The organism is Mycolicibacterium novocastrense (assembly GCF_001499835.1).
GTDB classification, from domain to species: Bacteria; Actinomycetota; Actinomycetes; order Mycobacteriales; family Mycobacteriaceae; genus Mycobacterium; species Mycobacterium novocastrense.
Map to the genome: position 1 here is coordinate 106,586 of NZ_LQIH01000045.1, position 24,531 is coordinate 131,116.

Sequence of the window (24,531 nt, forward strand, 5' to 3'; positions counted from 1 at the left end):
GCTCCCAGCCAGGCCGAGAATAGTTTTTACATCGACTATCGATGTTTTTGGTGGACGCAACGGCGCGCCCCGCAGTCCACGCTCGTCCAAAGGACTTCTTGATGACGACCCTTACCCGTGAAGCGCGACTCGAGCGCCGCATTTCCGATTTGTTCGAAACAGACCCGCAGTTCGCCGCTGCCCGCCCCTCCCAAGGGGTCGCTCATGCGATCGAAGCCGCCGGTCTTCCTCTCCCCCAACTCGTGCGAACGATCTTCGATGGCTACGCCGAGCGACCCGCACTGGGGCAACGCGCCGTCGAGTTCGTCACCGATCCGGCGTCCGGACGCACCGCCGCCCAGTTGCTTCCGCGTTTCGACACCGTCACCTACCGCGAGTTGTCGGATCGTGTCGAGGCCGCCGCCGCCGCACTGACACGGGTTCCGGTGCGACCCGGTGACCGCGTTGCGATCCTCGGCTTCACCAGCATCGACTATGCGACCGTCGACATGGCGCTCATGCACCTGGGCGCGGTCTCGGTGCCCCTGCAGACCAGCGCTCCCGTCTCGCAGTTGCGGCCCATCCTCGCCGAAACCGAACCGGTCGCCATGGCCTCGAGCGTCGACTTCCTCGACGACGCGCTCGAGTTGATCGTCGACGGCCATGTGCCCCAACACCTGATCGTGTTCGACTACCACCACGAGGATGACGACCACCGCGCGACGATCGATGCCGCCGCGGCTCGCCTCGACGGAACCGGTGTGCGCATCGAGACGTTGACCGACGTCCTGACTCGCGGCCGTGCACTGCCCGTTCCAGTTCCGGCCGACCGGTCCCACGACGACCTCGCGCTGCTGATCTACACCTCCGGCAGTACCGGGGCGCCGAAGGGCGCGATGTACCTGCGAGAGATGGTGGCGAACTTCTGGCGCCGCTCGAGCATGGCCATGTGGGGCGGCGGGCCGGCGCTTCCGTCGATCACGTTGAACTTCATGCCGATGAGCCACGTGATGGGCCGCGGCATCCTCTACGCCACCCTGGGCGCCGGCGGCACCGCGTATTTCGTTGCCAGGAGTGACCTGTCGACGTTGCTCGAGGATCTCTCGCTGGTGCGCCCGACACAGCTGAGTTTCGTCCCCCGCATCTGGGACATGATGTTCCAACACTTCCAAACCGAGGTCGACCGCCGCACCGGCGACGGCGTGGACCGCTGGGTCGCCGAGACCGATGTGATCGCCGACCTGAGGCAAAACCTGTTGGGCGGCCGGTTCATCTCCGCGATGACCGGGTCTGCGCCGATCTCGCCCGAGATGAAGGCATTCGTCGAATCTCTGCTCGACCTCCATCTGACCGACGGCTACGGATCCACCGAAGCAGGATCGATTTTCGTCGACGGACGGGTGTCGCGGCCGCCGGTCATCGACTATCGCCTGGTCGACGTGCCCGACCTCGGCTACTACCGCACCGATCGCCCACTTCCGCGCGGTGAGCTTCTGGTCAAGTCGGACACGATGTTCCCGGGCTACTACAAGCGCCCGGAGATCACCGCGTCGGTGTTCGATGCCGACGGTTATTACAGGACCGGTGACATCGTGGCCGAGGTCGGACCGGATCAGTTGGAATACCTCGACCGCAGAAACAACGTCCTGAAGCTGTCGCAGGGCGAATTCGTCGCGGTGGCCAAACTCGAAGCGGCGTTCGGTACCAGCCCGCTGATTCGCCAGATCTTCGTCTACGGCAACAGCGCTCGTTCCTACCTGCTCGCGGTGATCGTGCCGACCGGCGATGCGCTGGCCCGGCACGACGCCGACGAACTGAAGACCGCGATCACGCAGTCCCTGCAGGACGTCGCCAGGACCGCGGGGCTGCAGACCTACGAGATTCCGCGGGAGTTCATCGTGGAGACAACGCCGTTCACCCTGGAGAACGGTCTGCTCACGGGGATCCGCAAGCTCGCGCGCCCGGCGCTCAAGGAGCGCTACGGCGAACGGCTGGAAGCGCTCTACACCGAGCTCGCCGACAGCCAAGCCGCCGAACTGCGTGCCCTGCGTCGGCACGGCTCCGAGGGGCCCGTCATCGAGACGGTCAGCCGCGCTGCGGGTGCCCTGCTCGGCGCCACCGCGGCCGATCTGCGACCCCGCGCGCACTTCACCGACCTCGGTGGTGACTCCTTGTCGGCGTTGACCTTCGGCAACCTGCTGAACGAGATCTACGACATCGAGGTGCCCGTCGGTGTCATCGTCAGCCCGGCCAACGACCTGGCCGCACTCGCCGCCTACATCGAGTTCGCACGCGAAGGAGGTTCGACGAGAGCGACATTCGCATCGGTGCACGGGCATCAGGCAACCGAGGTACACGCGAGCGACTTGACATTGAACAAGTTCATCGACGACGGCACTCTGGCCGGCGCGCCCGCGCTGCCGGGTCCGAGCACCGAGGTGCGCACGGTGCTGTTGACCGGCGCGACCGGTTTCCTGGGCCGCTATCTCGCCCTGGAGTGGCTCGAGCGGATGGCCATGGTCGGAGGCAGGGTGATCTGCCTGGTCCGCGCGAAGGACGATACCTCGGCGCGGGACCGGTTGGACCGGACATTCGATTCGGGAGATCCCGAATTGCTTCGCCACTACCGGGAATTGGCCGCCGATCATCTCGAGGTCATCGCCGGGGACAAGGGTGAGGCCGATTTGGGACTCGATCGTGCGACCTGGCAGCGGCTCGCCGACACCGTGGACCTGATCGTCGATCCCGCCGCGTTGGTCAACCATGTGCTGCCCTACAACCAGCTGTTCGGCCCGAACGCCGTCGGTACCGCGGAGCTGATCCGCATCGCGTTGACGACGAAGATCAAACCGTTCGTCTACGTGTCGACGATCGGTGTCGGCGCGGGCATCGCGCCCGGTCGGTTCACCGAGGACGGCGACATCCGGCTGATCAGCCCGACACGCAAGATCGACGGCTCCTATGCCAACGGGTACGCCAACAGCAAGTGGGCCGGTGAGGTGTTGCTGCGCGAAGCGCACGACCTGTGCGGGCTGCCGGTCGCCGTGTTCCGTTGCGACATGATCCTGGCCGACACCACCTACGCCGGTCAGCTCAATGTGCCGGACATGTTCACGCGGTTGATCCTGAGCCTGGTGGCGACCGGCATCGCGCCGTTCTCGTTCTATGAGGTCGACGATGAGGGCCGCCGCCAACGCGCGCACTATGACGGGCTTCCCGTCGAGTTCATCGCCGAGGCCGTCTCGACGCTGGGCGCGCAGGTCGGCCACGATGCCGAACCGGGTTTCGAGACCTACCACGTTATGAACCCCTACGACGACGGCATCGGGCTCGACGAGTTCGTCGACTGGCTGATCGATACGGGTCATCGGATTGAACGCGTCGGCGACTACGCCACATGGCTACAACGATTCGACACCGCGATCCGCGGCCTGCCCGAACGGCAGCGGCAGGCATCGCTGCTACCGCTGCTGCACAGCTACCAGCGCCCCGCAACCCCGATCCGGGGTTCGATCGCCCCGACGGAGCGGTTCCGCACGGCGGTGCAGAACGCGAAGATCGGTCCGGACAAGGACATTCCGCACGTGACGCGCGAGGTCATCGTCAAGTACGCCACCGACTTGGAACTGTTGGGGCTGCTGTAGACGACGCACTCGGCTACAGCGTGACCGCCACCGCCAACAGCACGATCGCGATCAGCGGGAAGATGCCCTGGGTGACAGCGGCTTTCGCCTTGTCCGGTGAGGACAGCAACAGCACCAGCGCCGCGGCCAGCATCGACCCGATGCCGGCGAAGATCAACGCGATGCCGACCCCGTTGTAGCCGACGGCGCCGATCACGATTCCAGCGAGCGTGATCACGGCCAGAAACAGGTTGTAGAAACCCTGATTGAAGGCCAACTCCTTGGTGGCCAACGCTTCCTCCTCGGTCAGACCGAAGGTCGCTCTGGTGCGCGCCGACGTCCACGTCAGCGACTCCATCACCCAGATGTAGATGTGCAGCAGGGCGGCGAGGCCCGCGAAGAACAATCCGACGAAACCCATTACGCGACCACACTTTCCACCCGCACCACCGGCGGTATGGCCAACATCAACAGGCCGGTCAACGCGACCCAGACCGCCACGCTGTACGCACCGGGCAGCCCGATCCAGGTGTGCAGCAGCGCGGGCAGCCCGAGCAGCGCCAGGGCCGCCGACCACTTCGGCAGCACACCGGTCCGCCACACGATGTACGCAGTGGCGAATATCAATGCGGCCGAACCGATATGGCTGTAGTGGTACAGCCAGACCGCCAGGCCGAGGAACGGTTGCGAGTACGACGTCACGGTCAGGTCGTCGAACCGCACGATCGCTGCGGGCACGGCCACCTCGGCGGCCAGACCGGCCGCGGTCAGTGCGAGGAACACCGTCCCACCGATCAGCGCGGTGTACACCGCGCCGGTGGGCCCGGCCGCCGACCGCAGCATCGACACGAGCACGCCGAGGAAGAGCAGCCCGAACAGCAGATGCAGTAGCGCAAGCGTGCCGTTCAGCGTGAGAAATGTTGCTGCGCTGTCGAAGTAGGCGTCCACCGCTCCGGTGTCCTTCGGCGTCTCCGGTGAGCCGACCAGATACGCCGGTACGATCGCGCCGGAACAGGCCACGCCGAGCAACCCGCCCAGCCGGATCGTGCCGCTGCCCATGCCGTCCTCCTCAGTCGAAAAGACCCACCTGCCCCAGACCGGTGACTCCGCTCGGCGGGGTCAGGCCCAGGTGCGTCCAGGCCTGCGCGGTGGCCACGCGTCCCCTCGGTGTGCGCGCGATCATCCCGGCGCGCACGAGGAACGGCTCACAGACCTCCTCGACGGTCGTCGCCTCCTCGCCGACCGCGACCGCCAGCGTGGAGACACCGACCGGTCCCCCGCCGAAACTGCGTGTCAGCGCGGACAGCACGGCGCGGTCGAGGCGGTCGAGCCCGAGCTCGTCGACGTCGTAGACCTCCAGCGCCGCCTTGGCGATATCGCGGGTGATCACCCCGTCGGCGCGCACCTCGGCGTAGTCGCGGACCCGGCGCAGCAGCCGGTTGGCGATGCGTGGCGTGCCCCGCGACCGGCGCGCGATCTCTGCGCCCGCGTCGGCGCCCAACTCGATACCGAGGATTCCCGCCGAACGCGCCAGCACCCGCTCCAGTTCGGCGGGCTCGTAGAAGTCCATGTGGGCGGTGAAACCGAAGCGGTCACGCAGGGGCCCCGTCAGCGCGCCCGAACGGGTGGTCGCCCCCACGAGCGTGAACGGTGCGACATCGAGCGGAATCGACGTCGCGCCAGGGCCCTTGCCGACCACAACGTCGACGCGGAAGTCCTCCATCGCCAGGTACAACATTTCCTCGGCGGGCCGGGCGATGCGGTGAATCTCGTCGATGAACAACACGTCGTGCTCGACGAGGTTGGACAGCATCGCGGCGAGATCGCCAGCGCGCTCGAGCGCCGGCCCGGAGGTGACCCGCAGCGAGGAGCCGAGTTCGGCGGCGATGATCATCGCCAACGACGTCTTACCCAACCCGGGCGGACCCGACAGCAGGATGTGATCCGGTGTGCCGCCGCGGTTCTTGGCGCCCTCGATGACCAGCTGCAGCTGCTCGCGGACGCGCGGTTGCCCGATGAACTCCTGGAGCGAGCGCGGGCGCAGGCTCGCGTCGATGTCGCCCTCGCCGACCGTCAGCGCCGGGGAGACCTCGCGCTCGTCGGCGTCGGCGGCGTCGTCGTCGTCGGTGAATCGGCTCATTTGTTACCCAGCATCGAGAGCGCCGCCCGCAACGCGGTCGACTGATTGGCTTCGGGGTCGTTGGCCAGCACCTTGTCGGTGGCCTCTTCGGCCTGTTTGGCCGCGAACCCGAGCCCCACCAGCGCTTCCACCACCGGGCCACGCACCACATTGCCCGTCGCCGTCGCCGCGCCCGATGGCGAGACGGCGCCCACCTTGTCGCGCAGGCTCAACGCCATCAACTCGGCGGTCTTCTTGCCCACCTTGGGAATCCGGGTCAGCGCGGTGATGTCGGCGTCGCCGATGGCCTGGCGCAGGGTCGGCCCGTCGTACATGGCCAGCGCGCCGAGCGCGATGCTGGGCCCGATTCCGGACACCCCGAGCAGGGTCAGGAACAGGTCGCGCGCGTCGCCGTCGGCGAAGCCGTAGAGCGTCTGGGAGTCTTCGCGCACGATCATCGCGGTGATCAGCCGGGCCTCGGATCCGCGACGCAAGGTGGCCAGCGTCGCCGGGGTGGCCATCACCTTGTAGCCGACCCCGCCGGCCTCGATCACGACGTGGTCGAGTGCGATGTCGAGAACCTCACCGCGAACGGATGCGATCATCGTGCCGCCTTCGCTTTGGCCTTGAGCGTGGCCTTGTACTTGCGTTGCTGTTCGGCGGCCAGCGCCTCGGCCGCCGCCATCCTGGCGATCATCGGCGCCCGCCAGCAGTGGCAGATCGCGAGGGCCAACGCGTCGGCGGCGTCGGCCGGAGTCGGTTTGGCCTGCAGCGCAAGGATTCTGGTGACCATCGCGGTCACCTGCGCCTTGTCGGCGTTGCCGTTGCCGGTGACCGCCGCCTTGACCTCGCTGGGCGTGTGGAAGTGCACGTCGATGTCGCGGCGGGCCGCGGCGAGCGCGATCACGCCGCCGGCCTGGGCGGTGCCCATCACGGTGGAGACGTTCTGCTGGGAGAAAACCCGCTCGATCGCGATCACGTCGGGTTTGTGGGTGTCCATCCAGTACTCCACGGCCTCGCTGATCGCCAGCAGCCGCCGGTGCAGCGGATCGCCCGACGGGGTGCGGACCACGTCCACGTCGAGCGCGGTGACCTGTCGGCCTGTACCGCCCTCGATGACGGACAGGCCGCAGCGCGTCAACCCGGGGTCGACTCCCATCACCCGCACGTCCGGCCCTTCTGTGAACACTTGTTCGAGAGCTTAGCCGCCGGTCGGCCCGCTACTCGGCAGGGACACGCCCGCTTCAGATCACGAACTGGCCGCCGCGGCCGCCCGCGGTGATCTCCAGCGCGATCTCGCTGATGCGGCCTTTCGACCTGTTCCAGCCGCGGACCAGTTCGCGCCCCACCTGATGCCCGTCGCGCTCGATGGTGATCACCCAGCGCACGCCGCAGAACTTGGCGAGCAACCAGAACGGCCACAGCACCAGAAACAGCGCGCCGACGAGGATCTCCAGCCATCCGAACGTCAGGTCGAGCGCGTCGCCGGGGAACGGCCACCACCGCCTGTTGATTCCCCACTCGGTGCCGCCTGTGTCGCGTACCACTGTCACCCGCCAATTGTGCTTGTGAGAAGGCCGAATCCGCGTTCGACGCCCCGAAGCCGATGTTTCCGTCCGCGGCAACACGGCTACCGTCGATTGAGGACCTGACCCCGATTCGTGGAGTTGACCTCATCCCCATGCCCGACGAGACCGAACTGCAGACTGCAAGCAACATTGCCGTCACCCTGGCCTGGGCGGCTGGAGCGATCGCCGCCGTGTACGTGCTCGGGGTGGTGCTGACCTGGTTGATGGCGCGCATCAGCCGTCGCAGCGCGCTGATCAAGGACATCGAGGTGCTCACCCGCAAGCCGGTGCGCATGCTGCTGATGGTGATAGCGGCCACGGTCGCGGTGCGACGGACGTCCGACACTGCCGACTCGTGGCGTGGGTGGGTGGATCACTGGCTGCTGATCCTGCTGATCGCCTCGATCACCTGGCTGGTCACGGGCTTTGTCCGCGTCGCCGAGAGGCGCATGATCGCGCGTTACGGCGGGGGCGGTGAGGAGATCTCGGACGCCGACCGGCTGTGGCGCCGGGTCCGGACGCAGGTGACGGTGCTGCGCAGGCTCGCGATCGCGATCGTCGTCATCCTCGGCGGCGCGGCGATCCTGATGACGTTCCCGTCGTTCTCCGACATCGGCACCACGGTCTTCGCTTCGGCCGGTGTGTTGTCGGTGGTCGCCGGCCTGGCCGCGCAGACGTCGCTGGGCGCGGTCTTCGCCGGGATGCAGATCGCGTTCTCCGGGGCGATTCGCGTGGGTGACATCGTCCAGCTCGAGAACGGGCAGTGGTGGGGTCGGATCGAGGAGATCACGCTGACCTATGTCGTCGTGCGCATCTGGGATGAGCGCCGGCTCGTGTTGCCGTCCACCTACTTCACCACCGAGCCGTTCGAGAACTGGACCCGCAGCGCCACCGAGATCATGGGCACCGTCGAGTTCGACGTCGATTTCAACGTGCCGTTCAACGACATGCGCGCCGAGCTGGACCGGCTGCTGGCCGAAAGCGACCTCTGGGACGGCCGGCGCGGCGTCCTGCAGGTGACCGACGCGGTCGGTGGCGTGGTCCGCGTGCGTGTCGTGGTCAGCGCGCACAACGCCGGCGCGCTGTACGACCTGCAGTGCGCGGTCCGCGAGGGACTTGTCGACTGGGTGCAGCGCACCGGCGGCGTGGTGCCGATCCATCGCATTCAGCCCGCCGAAGCGGCTCCGGAACCACAGACGGGTGGCGGGGTCGCCGCCGAGACCAAGCGTGTGGCGGCCGGGATGTTCTCCGGCAGCCCCGAAGCCGAGGAGCGCGCCAAGGCGTTCGATCACACCATCGACTGCGACGACGACGAGCTCGTGCGGTCCAACGGCAGGGGCTGACGGCAGCTCAGGACGCCGCGGGCTCCTCGACCGGATCGAGCGGGTACGTGCCCGCCTGCACGGACGCCGCGATCTCGTGAATACGCTCGCCGGACCGGCGCCAGCCGCGCACACGTTCGCGGCCGACCCGCAAGCCGTCACGTTCGATGACGATCTTCCACGACACGCCGAGCCACTTCAGTGCCAGCCAGACCGGCCACATCACCAGGAACGGCAACATGAGCAGAAAGAAGAACGTGTCCAAGGTGTCGAATCCGGTCTGCCACGGCAGGGTGCGCCACCACCAGCGCCGCACCGTCACCGTTTCGCCCTCCGGGTCGGTCACCGTCACCCTGGCCATGCAGCGGCCTCCGCTCGTAGAAGTGGTCATCCCGATAATGAGCCAATGACGTTCAGCGGGCCGGCCGAAGACAGACAACTCATTCGAGAGCGCCTCGAAATCTACAGTGACGCGGTCATGCGCACCGATCTCGACGCGTACCTGGCGTGCTGGACCGAGGACGGCCGCAGGACCGGTTCGGGCGGGGAATGCCACGGCAAGAGCGAACTGCGCGACCACTGGCACGGCATCTTCGGAGCCATCGAGCAGATGGCGTTCTTCACTCAGATGGCGTCGCTGGCAGTGCGTGGTGACCGGGCCGACGCGCGCTCGTACTGCCTGGAATTCATGAAGCTGCGCGACCAACCGGTCCGCCAGTTGGTCGGCGAGTATGTCGACGAACTGGTGCGCGTCGACGGGACCTGGCTGTTCGCCCACCGCCACTACCGCGTGGCCCTGACGGTCTAGCCCGGGCCCTCTAGTCGTCGGCGTCGAGTTCGGCGGCGATCTCGTCGGGAATGTCGATGTTGGTGTAGACGTCCTGGACGTCGTCGAGGTCTTCGAGCGCGTCGACCAACTTCATGATCTTGCGCGCGCCGTCGGCGTCCAGCGGCACCGTCACCGAGGGCACGAATCCGGCTTCGGCGGACTCGTAGTCGATACCCGCATCCTGGAGCGCGGTGCGCACCGCAACGAGATCTGTTGGCTCGCAGACGATCTCGAAAGAATCACCCAGATCGTTGACGTCCTCGGCGCCTGCGTCGAGCACCGCCATCAACACGTCGTCCTCGGTGAGGTCGTTCTTGTCGAGGGTGATGACACCCTTGCGCGAAAAGAGGTAGGACACCGAACCCGGGTCGGCCATACTGCCGCCGTTGCGCGTCATCGCCACGCGCACCTCGCCCGCGGCCCGGTTGCGGTTGTCGGTGAGGCATTCGATCAGCACCGCGACCCCGTTGGGGCCGTAGCCCTCGTAGGTGATGTTCTGGTATTCGGCGCCGCCGGCTTCCTCGCCGCTGCCGCGCTTGCGGGCGCGTTCGATGTTGTCGTTGGGCACCGACGACTTCTTGGCCTTCTGGATCGCGTCGTACAGCGTGGGATTACCCGCCGGGTCGCCGCCGCCCACACGCGCGGCGACCTCGACGTTTTTGATCAATTTGGCGAACATCTTGCCCCGGCGGGCGTCGATGACGGCTTTCTTGTGCTTGGTGGTGGCCCACTTGGAATGGCCGCTCATGCAGGTAGTACCTCTCCGTGCGCTTTCGTGCGCCAAGTTTTCGTGCGCTGAGTCCGCCCGACGAGTCTACGTGGACGTTTGTGCCCTACCGAACCGCGTCGGGCGACGTCAGCGCGATGACGCGGTAGCCCACGGCGGCCGGCCAGCCGATGTGACCCTGCACGTGCAGTTGCAGCCATGTCGGTGCGCCGGACGGGTCGTCGGTGAACGTCACGGCCGCGTCGACGATCGCGCCGGTCTCACCGGAGGCCTGCAGAACCACCGACACGGACAGCGTCGCGTCGGCCAGCGAGGCCCGGTTGTACGGGAGACTGTCGGGGAGGAAGAACGACGCCGAGAAGTTCGGCGTGCGGATGCCTTTGGGCGCGTTCGGTGCTCTGCGCAACGCCAGGCCGGACACTTGCGGTTTGCCGTCGAACCAGGCGCTGCCGGTGTACTCGGTGCGCCGCGCGTCGGCGCCATTGGTCAGTGTGACCAGCGTGTCGATGCGCGGTTGCGGCTCGACTTCGACCATCGTCATCGCGGCGTTCCCGTCCTGCCGGCGCTGTTAGGTCTGACACATTACTTCGCCGCTATCTTACTCCGCAGTAAGATAGCGTCATGTCCTTCTCGCTTGAGCTCTCGCCGGATCTCGTCCACGTCCGAGACTGGGTACACGAATTCGCCGCCGACGTCGTCCGCCCCGCCGCCGCGGAGTGGGACGAACGCGAGGAGACGCCGTGGCCGATCATCCAGGAGGCGGCGAAGGTCGGCCTGTACTCGATGGAGTTCTTCGCCGAGCAGGCCGGCGAACCGTCCGGTCTGGGCATGCTCGTCGCGTTCGAGGAGATGTTCTGGGGCGACGCGGGTATCGCGCTGTCGATCCTGGGCACCGGCCTGGCCGCGGCGTCGCTGGCCGCCAACGGCACCCCCGAGCAGATGGGCGAATGGCTGCCGCAGATGTTCGGGAGCGTCAACGAACCGAAGGTCGCGTCGTTCTGCTCGTCGGAACCCGGCGCCGGTTCCGACGTCGGCGCCATCCTCACCCGCGCGCGTTACGACGAGGCCACCGACGAGTGGGTGCTCAACGGCACCAAGACGTGGGCCACCAACGGCGGCATCGCCGAGGTGCACATCGTCGTCGCGTCGGTGTACCCCGAACTCGGCACCCGCGGGCAGGCGACGTTCATCATCCCGCCGAACACCCCCGGCTTCCGGCAGGGTCAGAAGTTCCTCAAGCACGGCATCCGCGCCTCACACACCGCGGAGGTGGTGCTCGAGGACGTGCGTATCCCCGGCAACCTGATCGTCGGCGGCAGGGACAAGTTCGAGGAGCGCATCGCGCGGGTGCGCGAGGGCAAGAGGTCCAAGAGCCAAGCGGCGTTGGCGACGTTCGAGCGCACGCGGCCCACCGTCGGCGCGATGGCGGTCGGCGTGGCCCGCGCGGCCTATGAGTACGCACTCGACTACGCCCGTCAGCGCGAGCAGTTCGGCCGCAAGATCGGCGAATTCCAGGCCATCGCATTCAAGTTGGCCGATATGAAGGCCCGCATCGACGCCGCGCGGATGCTGGTTTGGCGGGCCGGCTGGATGGCGCGCAACGGCAAGGCGTTCGATAACGCGGAGGGTTCGATGGCCAAGCTGGTGGCCAGCGAGACCGCGGTCTACGTCACCGATGAGGCGATCCAGATTCTCGGCGGCAACGGCTACACCCGCGAGTATCCGGTCGAGCGGATGCACCGCGACGCCAAGATCTTCACGATTTTCGAGGGCACCAGCGAGATCCAGCGCCTGGTGATCGGCCGCGCGGTCACCGGCCTCGAAATCCGCTAGCCCGGCCCGGCGATCTGTGAGTGAAAACGTTCGGTCAGCGATCGAAATCACTCACAAGTCGCGCGGTGGCTAGAGCATCGAGACGAACAGTTTGTGGATGCGACGGTCGCCGGTCATCTCAGGGTGAAAGGCCGTCGCGAGTCGCTTGCCCTGTCGCACCGCGACGATGTGACCGGCGGCCTCGGCGAGCACCTCGACCTCAGGCCCTACCCGTTCGACCCACGGCGCGCGGATGAACACGGCGTGCACCGGCCCGTCGACCCCGCCGAAGGCGATGTCGTCCTCGAACGAGTCGACCTGGCGACCAAAAGCATTGCGCCGCACCGTCATATCGATCCCCTTCAACGGCGTGGCTTCCCGGCCCGTCGATCCGGCATCCAGGATCTCCGAGGCCAGCAGGATCATCCCCGCACAGGAGCCGTAGGCGGGCATACCGTCGGCCAGGCGTGACCGGAGGGGCTCGAGCAGATCGAGTTCGCGCAGCAGGTGGCTCATCGCGGTCGATTCCCCGCCGGGGATCACCAGCGCGTCGACGGCCTCCAGTTCGCGGACCCTCCGCACGGTCGAGGCTTCCGCCCCGGCCTCGCGCAGCGCCGCCAGGTGTTCGCGGGTGTCGCCTTGTAGCGCAAGGACACCGACGTGCGCGGTGCTCACGGCGTGTAGCCGCGTTTGAAGCGGGTCAGCCCCTCCTGCATGACCGCCGCCACCATCTCGCCGTACTGGTTGAAGATCTTGCCCTGACACAACGACCGGCCACCGGAGGCCGACGGCGATGACTGGTCGTAGAGCAGCCACTCGTCGGCGCGGAACGAACGCATGAACCACATCGCGTGATCGAGCGAGGCCACCTGCAGATGTTTGCGCTCCCCGGCGTGGTGCACCTGCGCCGAACCCAGCAGCGTCAGATCGCTCATGTAGGCCAGCGCACAGATGTGCAGCACATAGTCGTCGGGCAGCGGATCGCGATGACGGAACCACACCTGCTGCTGAGAAGCCTTGCCGGGCAACCGGGTCAGCTTCTCCTGCGGCACGATGCGGACATCCCACTCGGCGAACTGGTTGAAGCCCGCATCGTCGAACGCCTTGATCTCGGTCAGCCCCGGACAGTCATCGGGCGGCGGCGCCACCGGCATCGCGTCCTGGTGCTCGATTCCGCTCTGGTCGGTCTGGAAGGAGGCCGACATCGAGAAGATGGTCTCGCCGTGCTGGATCGCATTGACCCGACGGGTGATGAACGAGCCGCCGTCACGCAACCGCTCGACGATGTAGACCGTCGGCGCCTTGGCATCCCCGGGACGAAGGAAGTAGCCGTGTAGCGAATGCACCTGAAATTGCGGGTCGACCGTGCGCACCGCCGACACCAGCGACTGGCCCGCCACGTGTCCGCCGAAAGTGCGCTGCAGGAAACCGGATTCGGGGCTGAACACGCTTCCCCGATAGATGTTGACCTCGAGCTGTTCGAGATCGAGGATCTGTTCGATTGCCATTCGGTCGGTTACCAGCCGCGTTCGGCGAGCCGGTGCGGCGCTGCGACGCCCTCCACGTTGATGCCGACCATCGGCTCACCCAGCCCGCGCGACACCTTCGCCAGCACGTCGGGGTCGTCGTAGAACGTGGTGGCCTTGACGATGGCCGCGGCGCGCGCTGCGGGGTCGCCGGACTTGAAAATGCCCGAGCCGACGAACACGCCCTCGGCGCCGAGTTGCATCATCATCGCCGCGTCGGCCGGGGTCGCGATGCCGCCGGCGGTGAACAGCGTCACCGGCAGCTTGCCGGCCCGAGCCACCTCGACGACGAGGTCGTACGGGGCCTGCAGTTCCTTGGCCGCGACGTAAAGCTCGTCCTCCGACAGCGAGGTCAGCCGTCGGATCTCGCCGCCGATCTGACGCATGTGGGTGGTCGCGTTGGACACGTCGCCGGTGCCGGCCTCACCCTTCGAGCGGATCATCGCCGCGCCCTCGGTGATGCGGCGCAGCGCCTCGCCGAGGTTGGTCGCACCGCACACGAACGGCACGGTGAACTTCCACTTGTCGACGTGGTGGGTGTAGTCGGCGGGGGTCAGCACCTCGGACTCGTCGATGTAGTCGACGCCGAGGCTCTGCAGGATCTGCGCCTCCACGAAATGGCCGATGCGGACCTTGGCCATCACCGGGATGGTGACCGCCGAGATGATGCCCTCGATGAGGTCGGGATCGCTCATGCGCGCGACACCGCCCTGGGAGCGGATGTCGGCGGGCACCCGTTCGAGCGCCATGACCGCCACCGCACCGGCGCCCTCGGCGATCTTGGCCTGCTCCGGCGTGACGACGTCCATGATGACGCCGCCCTTGAGCATTTCGGCCATGCCGCGCTTCACCCGGGCTGTCCCGGTCTGACCCGAGCCGTTGTGATGCGAGCCGTTCGCTGCGCTTTCCACTGCCATCTCCTCCGAATTGCTACCGATCCAGTGTAGTGACGTCGGCAAATCAATTGAATCCGCAGCCTGCGGGCTGTGATCTGCGAACGGTTGCCGGTACGGCTTCGCCACCGGGGATCAGTCCAGACGCCATTGTCTCATCACACCCGCGGTTGCCGACAATCCAGCAGCGCTACGGCACGAGGCGCTTGTCGTCGCGGCGCGCCAACCCCGCACTCACCGCTCGACGGTGGCCCGGAGGCCAACATCACCGATGCGCCGACGCCGGCGATTGGCGGGCGATAAGCTGCCCGCGCACCACCGGCGCCGAGCCATGCGAACGACAGGAGCGTGCAGATGACGAGAAACGGCACCCGCATCGGAGCCGCATCGGCGGCCGCGGTGCTGGCGTTGGGAGTCTGGAGCGCCGGTCCCATCGCCCCGGACGCATTCGCCTCGGTGGGCTCCCACGGCGTCGCACAGAGTCCGATGCTGCCGACGGAGATGCACGGCGATCCCGACGAAGCGAGCAACTACTGGAGCCAGCAGAACTTCCAGGATTGCGGTCTGATGGCCGTCGCCACGGTCGTGGGCCTGACGACCGGCAAGGCACCCACCGAGCAGGAGATCGTCGCGGTGGCGTCGAGCCTCAAGAGTCCCGGCAGCGACCGGCCGATCTACACACCGCCCAATCCCAACGATCCGAACTCGGACAACGGAACCGACTCCGACGACCAGGTACTTCTTCTGAAGCACTATGGCGTCAACGCCACCGCCACCGACGATGATCTGGCCGCCCAAACCGGGTTGGCCACCGGCATCCCCGCGCTCATCACCTATCTCGACAGCGGACGCCGGCTGATCGCGGGCGTCAACTCCGAGACGATCTGGGCCGAGGACGGCAGCCACACCGACGACGACCACTCCGTCGTCGTCAGCGGTGTCGACCCGGAGGCGGGAATCGTCTACCTCTCCGACAGCGGCAGTGAGGACGGCGACGGCGAGCAGGTTCCCATCGACGTCTTCGAGAAGGCGTGGGCGCCCGGCGCGCACGATCTGATCGTGGCCGGCTGATCGACCGTCAGCGAATCTGCACCGTCGGCACGGTGGGGCGGGTCGGCCCGTCGGCCAGCACGGCGGCTTGGCCGAGCAGTTCGGCGAGTTGACGCGGGTAGACGATTTCACCGCTGGCCACCAGCTCATGGATCGTGGCCTCGTCACACCAGCGGTAGCCGTGAATCGTGCGCCGTTCGAGCGCTGTGTGACCGCCCATCGACGGCTCGAACCGCGTCGTGCGGTGCACGAAGAACAGCTCTTCGCTGCGGATGACCAAACCGTCGAACTCGAAAACCGCCTGACGCCGCCACAGCGGGCCGACGAGATCGGCGGCGTCCACCTGCAGGCCCGTCTCCTCCGCGACCTCCCGCGCCGCGGCCGCCGCGAGCTCCTCCCCCGGCTCCACGGCACCACCGACGGTGAACCACCATCGAGGGGCATCCGCCAGCGCCGGGTCCGAACCGCGGAACAGCAGAACAGCACCGGCCTCGTCGAGCAGAACCACCCGCGCCGACGTGCGCCAACTCACCTGCGACCGCCCTCCGGTACCGTCTCGGGCCGCTCGACGATCTCGAAATACGTTGGCAGCGCCGCGGTTCCGCCGAGCCGCAGCATGCGCACCACCGGCCGTTCGCGTAGCGCGAGGGTGTCGCGCACCGCGTCATTGTGGAAGCGACGGGCGAGCACCACCCGCGCTTCGGCGTCGGCCAGTTCGGCGACCAGAGCCTGCGGCAGCGACGCCGGATCCACCTGGGCCAGCGCCGCGGACAGGTCGTTCTCGGCGCCCTCGCGGGCAGACCTGGGTGCCCGCTCGGCGGCGTCGGCCAACGCGGCCAGCCGCGCGGCGTCCGGCGCGTCGCCGTAAGCATCGACTGCGACCGCACGGGCGACGACGGCGCGGCGTGCCAACGCTCCGTCGAGCGCCTGCCAGGACAGGTCATATCGCACATGCAACCGGTCGAGTCGGTTGGCCGTCTGCAGCGCCCACGCTCCGACCGCCAGGATGACCACGACCAGCACGGCCAGCGTGATCACCACGATCCAGGTGATCACCGGACGCCTCCGGACGCCTTCCTGGCCTTGGTGGCACTGTCGCCACCGGAAACCGTCACCGTGGTGCCCGACCCGGAGACGGTCTCGTACACCCGCATGATCTGTCGGGCCACCATCGACCAGTCGTAGGGCCGGACCGCTCGGGCCGCCGCGGTGACGTAGTGCTCGCGCACCGCATCGTCGGCGAGCAACTCGATCAACCCGTCGGCCAGCGCCGCCGCGTCGTCGACCGGGACGAGGCGGCCGGCCTTCCCGTCGTCGAGCACCTGACGGAACGCGTCGAGGTCGCTGGCGACCACCGCGGTGCCTGCCGCCATCGCCTCGACGAGCACGATGCCGAAGCTCTCGCCGCCCGTGTGGGGCGCGCAATACACGTCGGCGCTGCGCATCGCCGACGCCTTGGCCGCATCGTCGACCTGACCGAGAAAGCGCAGATGCGATGCGAGATCACCGGCGTCGTCACGCAATTCGTCTTCGTCACCGCGGCCGACGACGAGGATCTCGACATCGGGGAACCGTTCCACCAGCGTCGGCAGCGCACGCAGCAGTACCGCCATGCCCTTGCGCGGTTCGTCGAAACGGCCCAGGAACAACACCGACTTCCCCGGGCGGGGATAGCCGTCGAGCAGCGGCGCGGACGCGAATGCGGCCACGTCCACGCCGTTGGGGATCACGACGGCGTCGCTGCCCAACGCCTCCATCTGCCAGCGGCGCGCCAGGTCCGACACCGCGATACGCCCCACGATCTTCTCGTGCATCGGTCGCAGGATGGGCTCGAACACGGTGAGCGTCAACGATTTTGTGGTCGACGTGTGGAACGTCGCGATGATTGGGCCTTCGGCGATGTTGAGGGCCAGCATCGACAGGCTGGGGGCGTTGGGCTCGTGCAGGTGCAGTACGTCGAAGTCACCGTCGGCCAGCCAGCGCTTCACCAGGCGGTGTGTGGCGGGTCCGAACCGCAGACGCGCGACCGATCCGTTGTACGGAATCGGCACGGCCTTGCCGCCGGAGACGACGTAGTCGGGCAGCTGCGCGCCCGGCGAGGAGGGCGCGAGGACGCTGACGTGGTGGCCCAGGCCGTGCATCACCTCCGCCAGCTGCAGCACGTGTGACTGCACCCCGCCGGGCACGTCGAACGAGTAGGGGCAGACCATGCCGATCCTCACGGGCTGGCCTCCAGCCTGGCGCGTCGCTCCGCGGACAGGTCGGCCAGCCACTGCGGTTGCATCATGTGCCAGTCGGCCGGATGGGCGGCGATGTTGCGGGCGAACCGGTCGGCCAACGCCTGGGTGATGACGGTGACGTCACCGGACGACGTGTCGATCTCGGGATACACCCGCATGCCCCACCCATCGCCTTCGAACCAGCAGTGCACCGGAAACAGCGCCGCCCCGGTTTCGATCGCGAGTTTGGCCGAGCCCGCGGGCATGCGCGTGGGTTCGCCGAAGAAATCGACCTCGACCCCGCTGCGGCTGAGGTCACGCTCGGCCATCAGACATACCGGGCGATTGTCGCGTAACCGCTCGGCGAGGACCTCGAACGGCGGCCGCTCACCGCCGGTCAGTGGGACGACCTCGAAACCCAGACCCTCCCGGTACGCGACGAAGCGGTTGTACAGCGACTCGGGCTTGAGCCGTTCGGCGACCGTGGTGAACGTGCCGTAATTCTGGACCAGCCAGACGCCGGCCATGTCCCAGTTGCCGCTGTGCGGCAAGGACAACACCGCGCCGCGCCCCGCCTCCAACGCCGCCCACAGCAGGTCGACGTCGTCCACGACCAGTTCCCGGCCGAGTGCCTCGTGATCCATCGTCGGCAACCGGAAAGCCTCCCGCCAGTATCGGGCGTAGGAGGCAAGCGAAGCACGAATCAAGCCGTCGGGCACCTGCTCGGGCGGGACGCCGAGGACACGCGCCAGGTTCTTGCGCAGCTGTTCGGGTCCGCCTCCGCGCGCCGCGAAGTGAGCACCGGCATCGAAAGTGTTGCGGGCGAAGAACTCCGGCATCGCACGCACCAGCCGCCAGCCGGCCGCATACCCCCAGTCCGACAACCAGCCACCCAACGGGTTGGCACTGGCCGTCGGCCCCGAGGGCGTGGTCGTCACGGCTCCCCCGCCTCCGGTTCGTCCCCGCCCGCCTCGGCGGCATCGGGTTTGACGATTCGGTCCATCGCCCCCGGTGACGTCCGCACACTGTGCACCCGCTGCCCCAGCGTCACCAGACTGGTCACCGCGAGCACCCACATCGCGATGTGCAGCAGCCACACCACACCGAACAAACCGGACAGCCCCGCACCGACCAGCACGATGATCAACCGTTCCGGGCGCTCGATCAGCCCGCCCTCGGCCGATAGTCCGCTGGCTTCGGCCCTGGCTTTGATGTAGGAGATGACCTGCGAGGTCACCAGGCAGATCATCGTCGCGACCACCAGCGATGTGCTCTGCAGCCCGAACGCCGCCCACCACAGCAGCCCGCAGAAGATCGCGCCGTCGCTGATGCGGTCGCACGTGGCGTCCAGCACCGACCCGAAGCGGGTACCGCCGCCGCGCTGGCGGGCCATCGCGCCGTCGAGCATGTCGGCGAGCACGAAGACCCACACGGCGACCGAGCCCCACCACAGATGACCGATCGGGTACAGCGTCAGCGCTCCCAGCACGGAGCCCGCGGTGCCCAGGATCGTGATGCTGTCCGGGGTGAACCCCGCGCGCAGCGCACCCTTGGCGATCGGCGTGCTGATCTTCTCGTACGCCGCCCGGGTCATCAGGTAGAAGTTGCTCACTGCTGTCTCGCCCATTCGGTGGCCAGCAGTTCACGGGTCTCACGCAGCAACTGCGGCACCGCTTTCGAGCCGCCGATGATCGTGATGAAGTTCGCGTCGCCGCTCCAGCGCGGCACCACGTGCATGTGCAGGTGGTCGGCCAGCGAGCCGCCCGCGGACTGGCCCAGGTTGAGCCCGACGTTGAAGCCGTGCGGATGAGACACCGACTTGATCACGCGAATCAGCTTCTGCGTGAACGAGATCAACTCGAAGCTCTCGTCGGGAGTGAGGTCTTCCAACTCGGACACCCGCCGATAGGGCACCACCATCGAATGCCCCGGGTTGTACGGGTAGAGGTTGAGCACGATGTAGACGGACTCGCCGCGCGCGACGACCAGCCCCTCCTCGTCGGGCATCGTGGGGATGTCGGTGAACGGCTGGCGCGATTTGCCCGAGCCCGCCGAACCGCCCTTCATGGGCGCTTCGGCGATGTAGCTCATCCGGTGCGGGGTCCACAGCCGCTGCAGGTGGTCGGGGTCGCCGGCACCGCGGTCGATGACCGTGTGCTCGTTGTCGATGCCGCTGTCGGCCCGTTCTTCGGCGCTCACTTGGCTGTGTCCACCTCGAGCAGCTCCGCTGTGGGAGTGGCGTTTTGACGGCTGGCGATCCAGTCGGTGATCGCATCGACGGCCTTATCCCTTGGGACACCGTTGATCTGGGTGCGGTCGCCGAAACGGAAGCTGACCGCGTCGGCCTCGACGTCGCGGTCCCCCGCCACCAACATGAACGGCACCTTCTGGTTGGTGTGGTTGACGATCTTCTTGGCCATGCGGTCGTCGCTGGCGTCCACCTCGGCGCGGACACCCTTCATCTTCAGTTGGGTCGCAAGGCCGTTGAGGTAGGGAACGTGGTCGTCGGCGACGGGGATTCCGACCACCTGTACTGGCGCCAGCCACGCAGGGAACGCTCCGGCGTAGTGCTCGGTGAGGATGCCGAAGAATCGCTCGATGGAGCCGAAGAGCGCGCGGTGGATCATCACGGGCCGCTGCCGCGATCCGTCCGCCGCGGTGTACTCCAGCTCGAAGCGCTCCGGGAAGTTGAAGTCCAGCTGGATGGTCGACATCTGCCAGCTGCGGCCCAGCGCGTCTTTGACCTGTACCGAGATCTTCGGACCGTAGAACGCCGCACCACCGGGATCGGGCACGAGGTCGAGCCCCGAAGCGGCCCCGACTTCGGCCAGCACGTTGGTGGCCTCCTCCCACAACTCGTCGGAGCCGACGAACTTCTCGGGGTCCTTGGTCGACAGCTCGAGATAGAAGTCGGTCAGGCCGTAGTCGGCGAGCAGGTCGAGGATGAAGCGCAGCAGCGAGGTCAGCTCGTCGCGCATCTGTTCGCGGGTGCAGTAGATGTGCGAGTCGTCCATCGTCAGCCCGCGCACCCGCGTCAACCCGTGCACGACGCCGGAGAGCTCGTAGCGGTACACGGTGCCGAATTCGAAGAGGCGCAACGGAAGTTCCCGGTATGAACGTCCACGCGAGGCGAAAATCAGGCAGTGCATGGGACAGTTCATCGGCTTGAGGTAGTAGTCCTGGCCGGGTTTGCGCACCGTGCCGTCGGGGTTGAGTTCCGCATCGAGGTGCATGGGCGGAAACATCCCGTCGGCGTACCAGTCGAGGTGACCGGAGATCCTGAACAGTTCGGCCTTGGTGATGTGGGGAGTGTTGACGAACTGGTAGCCGGCCTCGATGTGCTTACGCCGCGAGTAGTCCTCGAGCTCGCGCCGGATGATCCCGCCCTTGGGGTGGAAAACGGCCAGGCCCGAACCGATTTCGTCGGGGAAGCTGAACAGGTCGAGCTCGGCGCCGAGCTTGCGGTGGTCGCGGCGTTGCGCCTCCTCGATGAACTCGAGGTGCTTGTCGAGCGCTTCCTGCGATTCCCAGGCCGTGCCGTAGATGCGTTGCAGGCTGGCGTTGTTCTGGTTGCCGCGCCAGTATGCCGCCGAGCTGCGGGTGAGCTTGAAGGCCGGGATGTATTTCGTCGTCGGAATGTGCGGACCGCGGCACAGATCGCCCCATTCCCGTTCGCGGGTACGGGGATTGAGGTTGTCGTAGGCGGTCAGCTCGTCGCCGCCGACCTCCATCACGTCGGGGTCGCCGGACTTGTCGTCGACCAGCTCGAGCTTGTAGGGCTCGTTGGCGAGTTCTTCGCGCGCTTGGTCTTTCGACTCATAGACGCGCCGGGAGAACAGCTGGCCCTGCTTGACAATCTGACGCATGCGCTTCTCCAGCGCGGCGAGATCTTCGGGCGTGAACGCGCGCTCCACGTCGAAGTCGTAGTAGAACCCGTCGGTGATCGGCGGCCCGATGCCGAGCTTGGCCTGCGGGAAGAGGTCCTGTACCGCCTGGGCCAGCACGTGCGCGGTGGAATGCCGCAAAACGCTGCGGCCGTCGTCGGTGTCGGCGGCCACGGGAGTCACCTCGACATCGGTGTCGGGCACCCACGACAGGTCGCGTAGTCGGCCCTCGGCGTCGCGAACGACGACGATCGCGTCGGGTGCGCCCCGGCTCGGCAGGCCCGCCTCGCGCACCGCCTCCCCCGCAGTCGTCCCGGCAGCGACCCGGATCAGGGCTGCTGGGGTGCGGTTGGTGGCGGCGCTCATCGGTGACTCTCCAGTTTCGTTGTCAACAGACTCGAGGACGCGACCATGCTATCGGTGCCCACCTGCGGTCGGCGTCGTCAGGACCCGATGCCGAGAGGGCTCTGAAGCAGCTTGTGCTCCAGGCCCACGAGGTCGCCGAAGAAGTGGACCGCGCCCAACAGCCACAGGGTCACGAACACCACCAGGGCGGTGAACAGCCCGCCGAGGATCTGCACCACGCTGTGTTGACGGTGAAACCACTCCATCGCCTTGTCGTAGCGCTCCTTGGCGTAGGCCAGTAGCCGTTGCGCCCACGCGAACTCCGTGGCCAGGATGCCCAGGCCGACGAAGACGATCGCCCAGCCCGGGCCCGGGTACGGGATGGCCAGGATGCCCAGCGCGAGGACCACGGAACCGACCACACCGACCGCGATGCGGTAGGCGAAGTTGATCGTGCGTCGTTGCCGGACCCCGTCGCGCCACCGCCCGAGGCGCCGTTTGACCGCGGCGGCGCTCACGGCTGGCCCGGTTTGAGTTTGACGAACAAGGCGTGTGCCTCGGCCAGTACGGTCTCGCCGTCGAGCAGTCGCCCGGAGACGAAGATCTTGCGTCCCTCGATCCGGTCGATCCGCGCCTCGACCTGGAACGGCTTCTCGACGTGCGCGATCTGCCGGTAGTCGACGTGCAGGAAGGCCGTGCGCTGGGCCCTGCTGCCGCTGAGCTTGAACGCGGTGAAACCCAGAAGGGCGTCGAACAGCTGCGCGACGCTGCCGCCGTGCGCCGCGCCGTTGCGGCCGAGGTGGAAGCGGCGGAACTCGGCGGTGCCTTCGATGCGCTGATCGTCGGTGATCTGCACGTCGAGGGGGATCGACAGAATGTTGCCGCGGTTGGGCAGGTCCAGCCGCCGGCCGGACGGTGAGGACCATTCGTCGGCGTAGTAGGGGGCGAGCAGCTGTGACACCTTCTCGATCTGGTCGGCGGCTTCGCTGATCACGTCGTCGGGGGCATCGGCGGCGCGGGCGTGATCCTGCAAGGTGCGGACCGCTTCGATGAATCGCCCGTAGTCGGGTCCGCCGCTGTCGGTGGCGACGGGCGGGTTGAAGCCACCACCAGGCGGCCGCTCAGAGCTCACTCGTCCACCGTATTGCCTCGCTCAGTCGCCGGCGGCTCCGGCTTTGCTCAATGTCTCGAACTCGTCGTCGGTCAGCTCGATTTCGGCGGCGGCCACATTCTCCTCCAAGTGGGCCACCTTGGAGGTGCCGGGGATCGGCAGCATCACCGGCGAACGCTTGAGCAGCCATGCGAGCGCCAGCTGTGAGGGCGTGGCGTGATGGTCGGCGGCGATGCGCTGCAGTGGCCCGTCGGGCGCGGCCAACGGGCCGGCCGCCAGCGGGAACCACGGGATGAACCCGATGTCTTGGGCTTCGCAGGCGTCGAGCACCGGTTCGGCGGAGCGGACGCTGAGGTTGTACATGTTCTGCACGGTCACGATCGGGGCCACTTTCTGCGCGGCCTCGAGTTGTTCGACGGTGACCTCGGACAGCCCGATATGGCGGATCTTGCCCTCCCGCTGCAGCTCGAGCAGTTCGCCGACCTGGTCCTCGGCGGGGAACTTGGTGTCGATGCGGTGCAGCTGGAACAGGTCGATGGTGTCGACGCCGAGGCGGCGCAGGCTCATCTCGCACTCCTGACGCAGGTACTCCGGGTAGCCGAGCACCGGCCACACGTCGGGCCCGGTGCGCAGCAACCCGGCCTTGGTCGCGACGACGACACCGTCGTAGGGGTGCAGCGCCTCGCGGATCAGCTCCTCGGAGACGTAGGGGCCGTAGGAGTTGGCGGTGTCGATGAAGTTGACCCCGAGGTCGACGGCGCGACGCAGGACCCGCAGGCATTCGTCGCGGTCCTGGGGTGGACCCCAGACTCCCTCGCCGGTCAAGCGCATTGCGCCGAAGCCGAGCCGGTTGACCGTCAGGTCGCCGATGGTGAAGGTGCCGGATGCCTGTGCGACAGGGGTGGTCATGTCCCCGACCGTACGCCGACGATGGCAAGGTAGCGCGGGTGAGGCTCAGCGATCTCGCCGCGCTACCGCTGACGTATCCCGAGGTGGGCGCCACCGCCGGCGAGCTGCCGGCCGGCTACCGACACGTGCACAAGACGGCCGTCATCGGTCATGGTCGCGACCGCTTCGAGCAAGCCGCGGCGACCGGCATGCGGTGGGGAATGCTGCGCGGTGCGGGCGTGCGAGTCGCGGCGACGACGGAGGTCGCCGAGGTCGGCTCGGAGGTCCTCGTGCACCTGGGCCCGATCGCGGCGCCGTGTCGTGTGGTCTATGTCGTCGACGAACATCATGCGCGCGGGTTCGCATACGGCACCCTGCCCGGTCACGCGGAGTCGGGCGAGGAGCTGTTCCTGGTCCGCCACGACCCGGCTTCTGACGAGGTGTCGGCCGTGGTCACGGCGTTCTCTCGGCATGCCACCTGGTGGAGTCGCCTCGGGGCACCGGTGACGTCGTTGGTTCAGCGAGTGGTCACCGACCGGTATCTACGGGCGTTATAGCGCGCGGATTTGCGGCGCAGGCGAGAATGAAGTGTCGACGTTTTTTGCGTCGCCGATAATTACGATCGTCAGCACCGTC

26 protein-coding genes and 1 pseudogene are annotated in these 24,531 nt (G+C 67.4%); 6 read left to right on the forward strand and 21 right to left on the reverse strand.

All coding sequences use genetic code 11. From position 1 onward, the window contains the following. The first annotated feature begins 101 nt into the window (after positions 1 to 101). Positions 102 to 3,623, forward strand: a complete 3,522-nt coding sequence (car, locus tag AU072_RS22340) for a carboxylic acid reductase (RefSeq protein WP_064415793.1) — start codon at positions 102 to 104, stop codon at positions 3,621 to 3,623. A gap of 13 nt (positions 3,624 to 3,636) precedes the next feature. On the opposite strand, the gene AU072_RS22345 is transcribed toward car, so the two are convergent. The 6 genes from AU072_RS22345 to AU072_RS22370 form a co-directional block, all read right to left on the reverse strand. Further along, positions 3,637 to 4,023 carry a DUF1304 domain-containing protein gene (locus AU072_RS22345; RefSeq protein ID WP_064415794.1) on the reverse strand — a complete coding sequence of 129 codons (387 nt, stop codon included), beginning with the start codon at positions 4,021 to 4,023 and terminating at the stop codon, positions 3,637 to 3,639. Next, complete coding sequence (locus AU072_RS22350) at positions 4,023 to 4,661, reverse strand: hypothetical protein (RefSeq protein WP_064415795.1); 639 nt, start codon at positions 4,659 to 4,661, stop codon at positions 4,023 to 4,025. Before AU072_RS22350 ends, AU072_RS22345 begins: the two co-directional genes overlap by 1 nt. 10 nt (positions 4,662 to 4,671) lie before the next feature. Further along, the gene (gene ruvB / locus AU072_RS22355) at positions 4,672 to 5,742 is read right to left on the reverse strand and encodes a Holliday junction branch migration DNA helicase RuvB (RefSeq protein ID WP_064415796.1); all 1,071 of its coding nucleotides are present in this window, start codon (positions 5,740 to 5,742) and stop codon (positions 4,672 to 4,674) included. Next, entirely contained in the window at positions 5,739 to 6,326 is a 588-nt protein-coding gene (gene ruvA, locus AU072_RS22360) for a Holliday junction branch migration protein RuvA (protein WP_064415797.1), read from the reverse strand. The genes ruvB and ruvA overlap by 4 nt, the downstream gene beginning before the upstream one ends. Next, the gene (gene ruvC / locus AU072_RS22365; RefSeq protein ID WP_064402843.1) at positions 6,323 to 6,889 is read right to left on the reverse strand and encodes a crossover junction endodeoxyribonuclease RuvC; all 567 of its coding nucleotides are present in this window, start codon (positions 6,887 to 6,889) and stop codon (positions 6,323 to 6,325) included. Before ruvC ends, ruvA begins: the two co-directional genes overlap by 4 nt. A gap of 76 nt (positions 6,890 to 6,965) precedes the next feature. Further along, positions 6,966 to 7,274, reverse strand: a complete 309-nt coding sequence (locus AU072_RS22370) for a hypothetical protein (RefSeq protein WP_067390227.1) — start codon at positions 7,272 to 7,274, stop codon at positions 6,966 to 6,968. Between the two features lie 128 nt (positions 7,275 to 7,402). On the opposite strand from AU072_RS22370, the gene AU072_RS22375 reads away from it, so the two are divergent. Beyond that, entirely contained in the window at positions 7,403 to 8,632 is a 1,230-nt protein-coding gene (locus tag AU072_RS22375) for a mechanosensitive ion channel family protein (protein ID WP_064415799.1), read from the forward strand. 7 nt (positions 8,633 to 8,639) lie between these two features. Here AU072_RS22375 and AU072_RS22380 read toward each other — a convergent pair whose 3' ends face one another. Continuing rightward, positions 8,640 to 8,972, reverse strand: a complete 333-nt coding sequence (locus tag AU072_RS22380; RefSeq protein WP_064415800.1) for a hypothetical protein — start codon at positions 8,970 to 8,972, stop codon at positions 8,640 to 8,642. A 45-nt stretch (positions 8,973 to 9,017) separates the two neighbouring features. Between AU072_RS22380 and AU072_RS22385 the strand changes: the two genes are divergently transcribed. Further along, on the forward strand, positions 9,018 to 9,419 hold the full coding sequence (locus tag AU072_RS22385) for a YybH family protein (RefSeq protein WP_064415801.1): 402 nt from the start codon (positions 9,018 to 9,020) through the stop codon (positions 9,417 to 9,419). Between the two features lie 10 nt (positions 9,420 to 9,429). On the opposite strand, the gene AU072_RS22390 is transcribed toward AU072_RS22385, so the two are convergent. Both AU072_RS22390 and AU072_RS22395 read right to left on the reverse strand, forming a co-directional pair. Further along, a complete protein-coding gene (locus AU072_RS22390) occupies positions 9,430 to 10,188 on the reverse strand; it encodes a YebC/PmpR family DNA-binding transcriptional regulator (RefSeq protein WP_064415802.1) in 759 nt (252 codons plus the stop codon). 85 nt (positions 10,189 to 10,273) lie between these two features. Beyond that, positions 10,274 to 10,708, reverse strand: coding sequence for a hypothetical protein (locus AU072_RS22395; RefSeq protein ID WP_064415803.1), 435 nt, complete (start codon positions 10,706 to 10,708; stop codon positions 10,274 to 10,276). 80 nt (positions 10,709 to 10,788) lie between these two features. On the opposite strand from AU072_RS22395, the gene AU072_RS22400 reads away from it, so the two are divergent. Then, positions 10,789 to 12,000, forward strand: a complete 1,212-nt coding sequence (locus AU072_RS22400) for an acyl-CoA dehydrogenase family protein (RefSeq protein WP_064415804.1) — start codon at positions 10,789 to 10,791, stop codon at positions 11,998 to 12,000. Between the two features lie 69 nt (positions 12,001 to 12,069). On the opposite strand, the gene pdxT is transcribed toward AU072_RS22400, so the two are convergent. The 3 genes from pdxT to pdxS are packed head-to-tail and all read right to left on the reverse strand — an operon-like array spanning position 12,070 to position 14,422. Further along, on the reverse strand, positions 12,070 to 12,654 hold the full coding sequence (gene pdxT, locus AU072_RS22405) for a pyridoxal 5'-phosphate synthase glutaminase subunit PdxT (protein ID WP_064415805.1): 585 nt from the start codon (positions 12,652 to 12,654) through the stop codon (positions 12,070 to 12,072). Beyond that, the gene (tesB, locus tag AU072_RS22410) at positions 12,651 to 13,487 is read right to left on the reverse strand and encodes an acyl-CoA thioesterase II (protein ID WP_064415806.1); all 837 of its coding nucleotides are present in this window, start codon (positions 13,485 to 13,487) and stop codon (positions 12,651 to 12,653) included. The genes pdxT and tesB overlap by 4 nt, the downstream gene beginning before the upstream one ends. An 8-nt stretch (positions 13,488 to 13,495) precedes the next feature. After that, positions 13,496 to 14,422 carry a pyridoxal 5'-phosphate synthase lyase subunit PdxS gene (pdxS, locus tag AU072_RS22415; protein WP_082680639.1) on the reverse strand — a complete coding sequence of 309 codons (927 nt, stop codon included), beginning with the start codon at positions 14,420 to 14,422 and terminating at the stop codon, positions 13,496 to 13,498. A gap of 330 nt (positions 14,423 to 14,752) precedes the next feature. Between pdxS and AU072_RS22420 the strand changes: the two genes are divergently transcribed. Then, positions 14,753 to 15,469 (forward strand): C39 family peptidase, encoded by a 717-nt coding sequence (locus AU072_RS22420; RefSeq protein ID WP_064415808.1) that lies wholly within the window; start codon positions 14,753 to 14,755, stop codon positions 15,467 to 15,469. A 7-nt stretch (positions 15,470 to 15,476) separates the two neighbouring features. Here the strand turns inward: AU072_RS22420 and AU072_RS22425 are convergent. From AU072_RS22425 to AU072_RS22465, 9 genes and pseudogenes are all read right to left on the reverse strand, one after another. Next, a pseudogene (locus tag AU072_RS22425) lies at positions 15,477 to 16,504 on the reverse strand (NUDIX hydrolase). Next, entirely contained in the window at positions 16,501 to 17,670 is a 1,170-nt protein-coding gene (locus AU072_RS22430) for a glycosyltransferase family 4 protein (protein ID WP_064415809.1), read from the reverse strand. The pseudogene AU072_RS22425 and the gene AU072_RS22430 overlap by 4 nt, the downstream one beginning before the upstream one ends. Continuing rightward, positions 17,667 to 18,605: a phosphatidylinositol mannoside acyltransferase gene (locus AU072_RS22435; protein ID WP_064415810.1), complete on the reverse strand. Its 939-nt coding sequence runs from the start codon at positions 18,603 to 18,605 to the stop codon at positions 17,667 to 17,669. The genes AU072_RS22430 and AU072_RS22435 overlap by 4 nt, the downstream gene beginning before the upstream one ends. Continuing rightward, positions 18,602 to 19,279, reverse strand: a complete 678-nt coding sequence (pgsA, locus tag AU072_RS22440; RefSeq protein WP_064415811.1) for a phosphatidylinositol phosphate synthase — start codon at positions 19,277 to 19,279, stop codon at positions 18,602 to 18,604. The genes AU072_RS22435 and pgsA overlap by 4 nt, the downstream gene beginning before the upstream one ends. Next, entirely contained in the window at positions 19,276 to 19,866 is a 591-nt protein-coding gene (locus tag AU072_RS22445) for an ATP adenylyltransferase (protein WP_064415812.1), read from the reverse strand. The genes pgsA and AU072_RS22445 overlap by 4 nt, the downstream gene beginning before the upstream one ends. Continuing rightward, positions 19,863 to 21,917, reverse strand: coding sequence for a threonine--tRNA ligase (gene thrS / locus AU072_RS22450; protein ID WP_064415813.1), 2,055 nt, complete (start codon positions 21,915 to 21,917; stop codon positions 19,863 to 19,865). Before thrS ends, AU072_RS22445 begins: the two co-directional genes overlap by 4 nt. Before the next feature lie 77 nt (positions 21,918 to 21,994). Next, positions 21,995 to 22,414 carry a TIGR02611 family protein gene (locus AU072_RS28705; protein ID WP_064415814.1) on the reverse strand — a complete coding sequence of 140 codons (420 nt, stop codon included), beginning with the start codon at positions 22,412 to 22,414 and terminating at the stop codon, positions 21,995 to 21,997. After that, positions 22,411 to 23,028, reverse strand: a complete 618-nt coding sequence (locus AU072_RS28710; protein WP_064415815.1) for a PaaI family thioesterase — start codon at positions 23,026 to 23,028, stop codon at positions 22,411 to 22,413. Before AU072_RS28710 ends, AU072_RS28705 begins: the two co-directional genes overlap by 4 nt. Before the next feature lie 21 nt (positions 23,029 to 23,049). Further along, positions 23,050 to 23,916 (reverse strand): aldo/keto reductase, encoded by an 867-nt coding sequence (locus tag AU072_RS22465; RefSeq protein ID WP_064415816.1) that lies wholly within the window; start codon positions 23,914 to 23,916, stop codon positions 23,050 to 23,052. 38 nt (positions 23,917 to 23,954) lie between these two features. Here AU072_RS22465 and AU072_RS22470 point away from each other — a divergent pair, with 38 nt between their 5' ends. After that, a complete protein-coding gene (locus AU072_RS22470) occupies positions 23,955 to 24,452 on the forward strand; it encodes a DUF1990 domain-containing protein (protein WP_064415817.1) in 498 nt (165 codons plus the stop codon). Positions 24,453 to 24,531 lie beyond the last annotated feature (79 nt).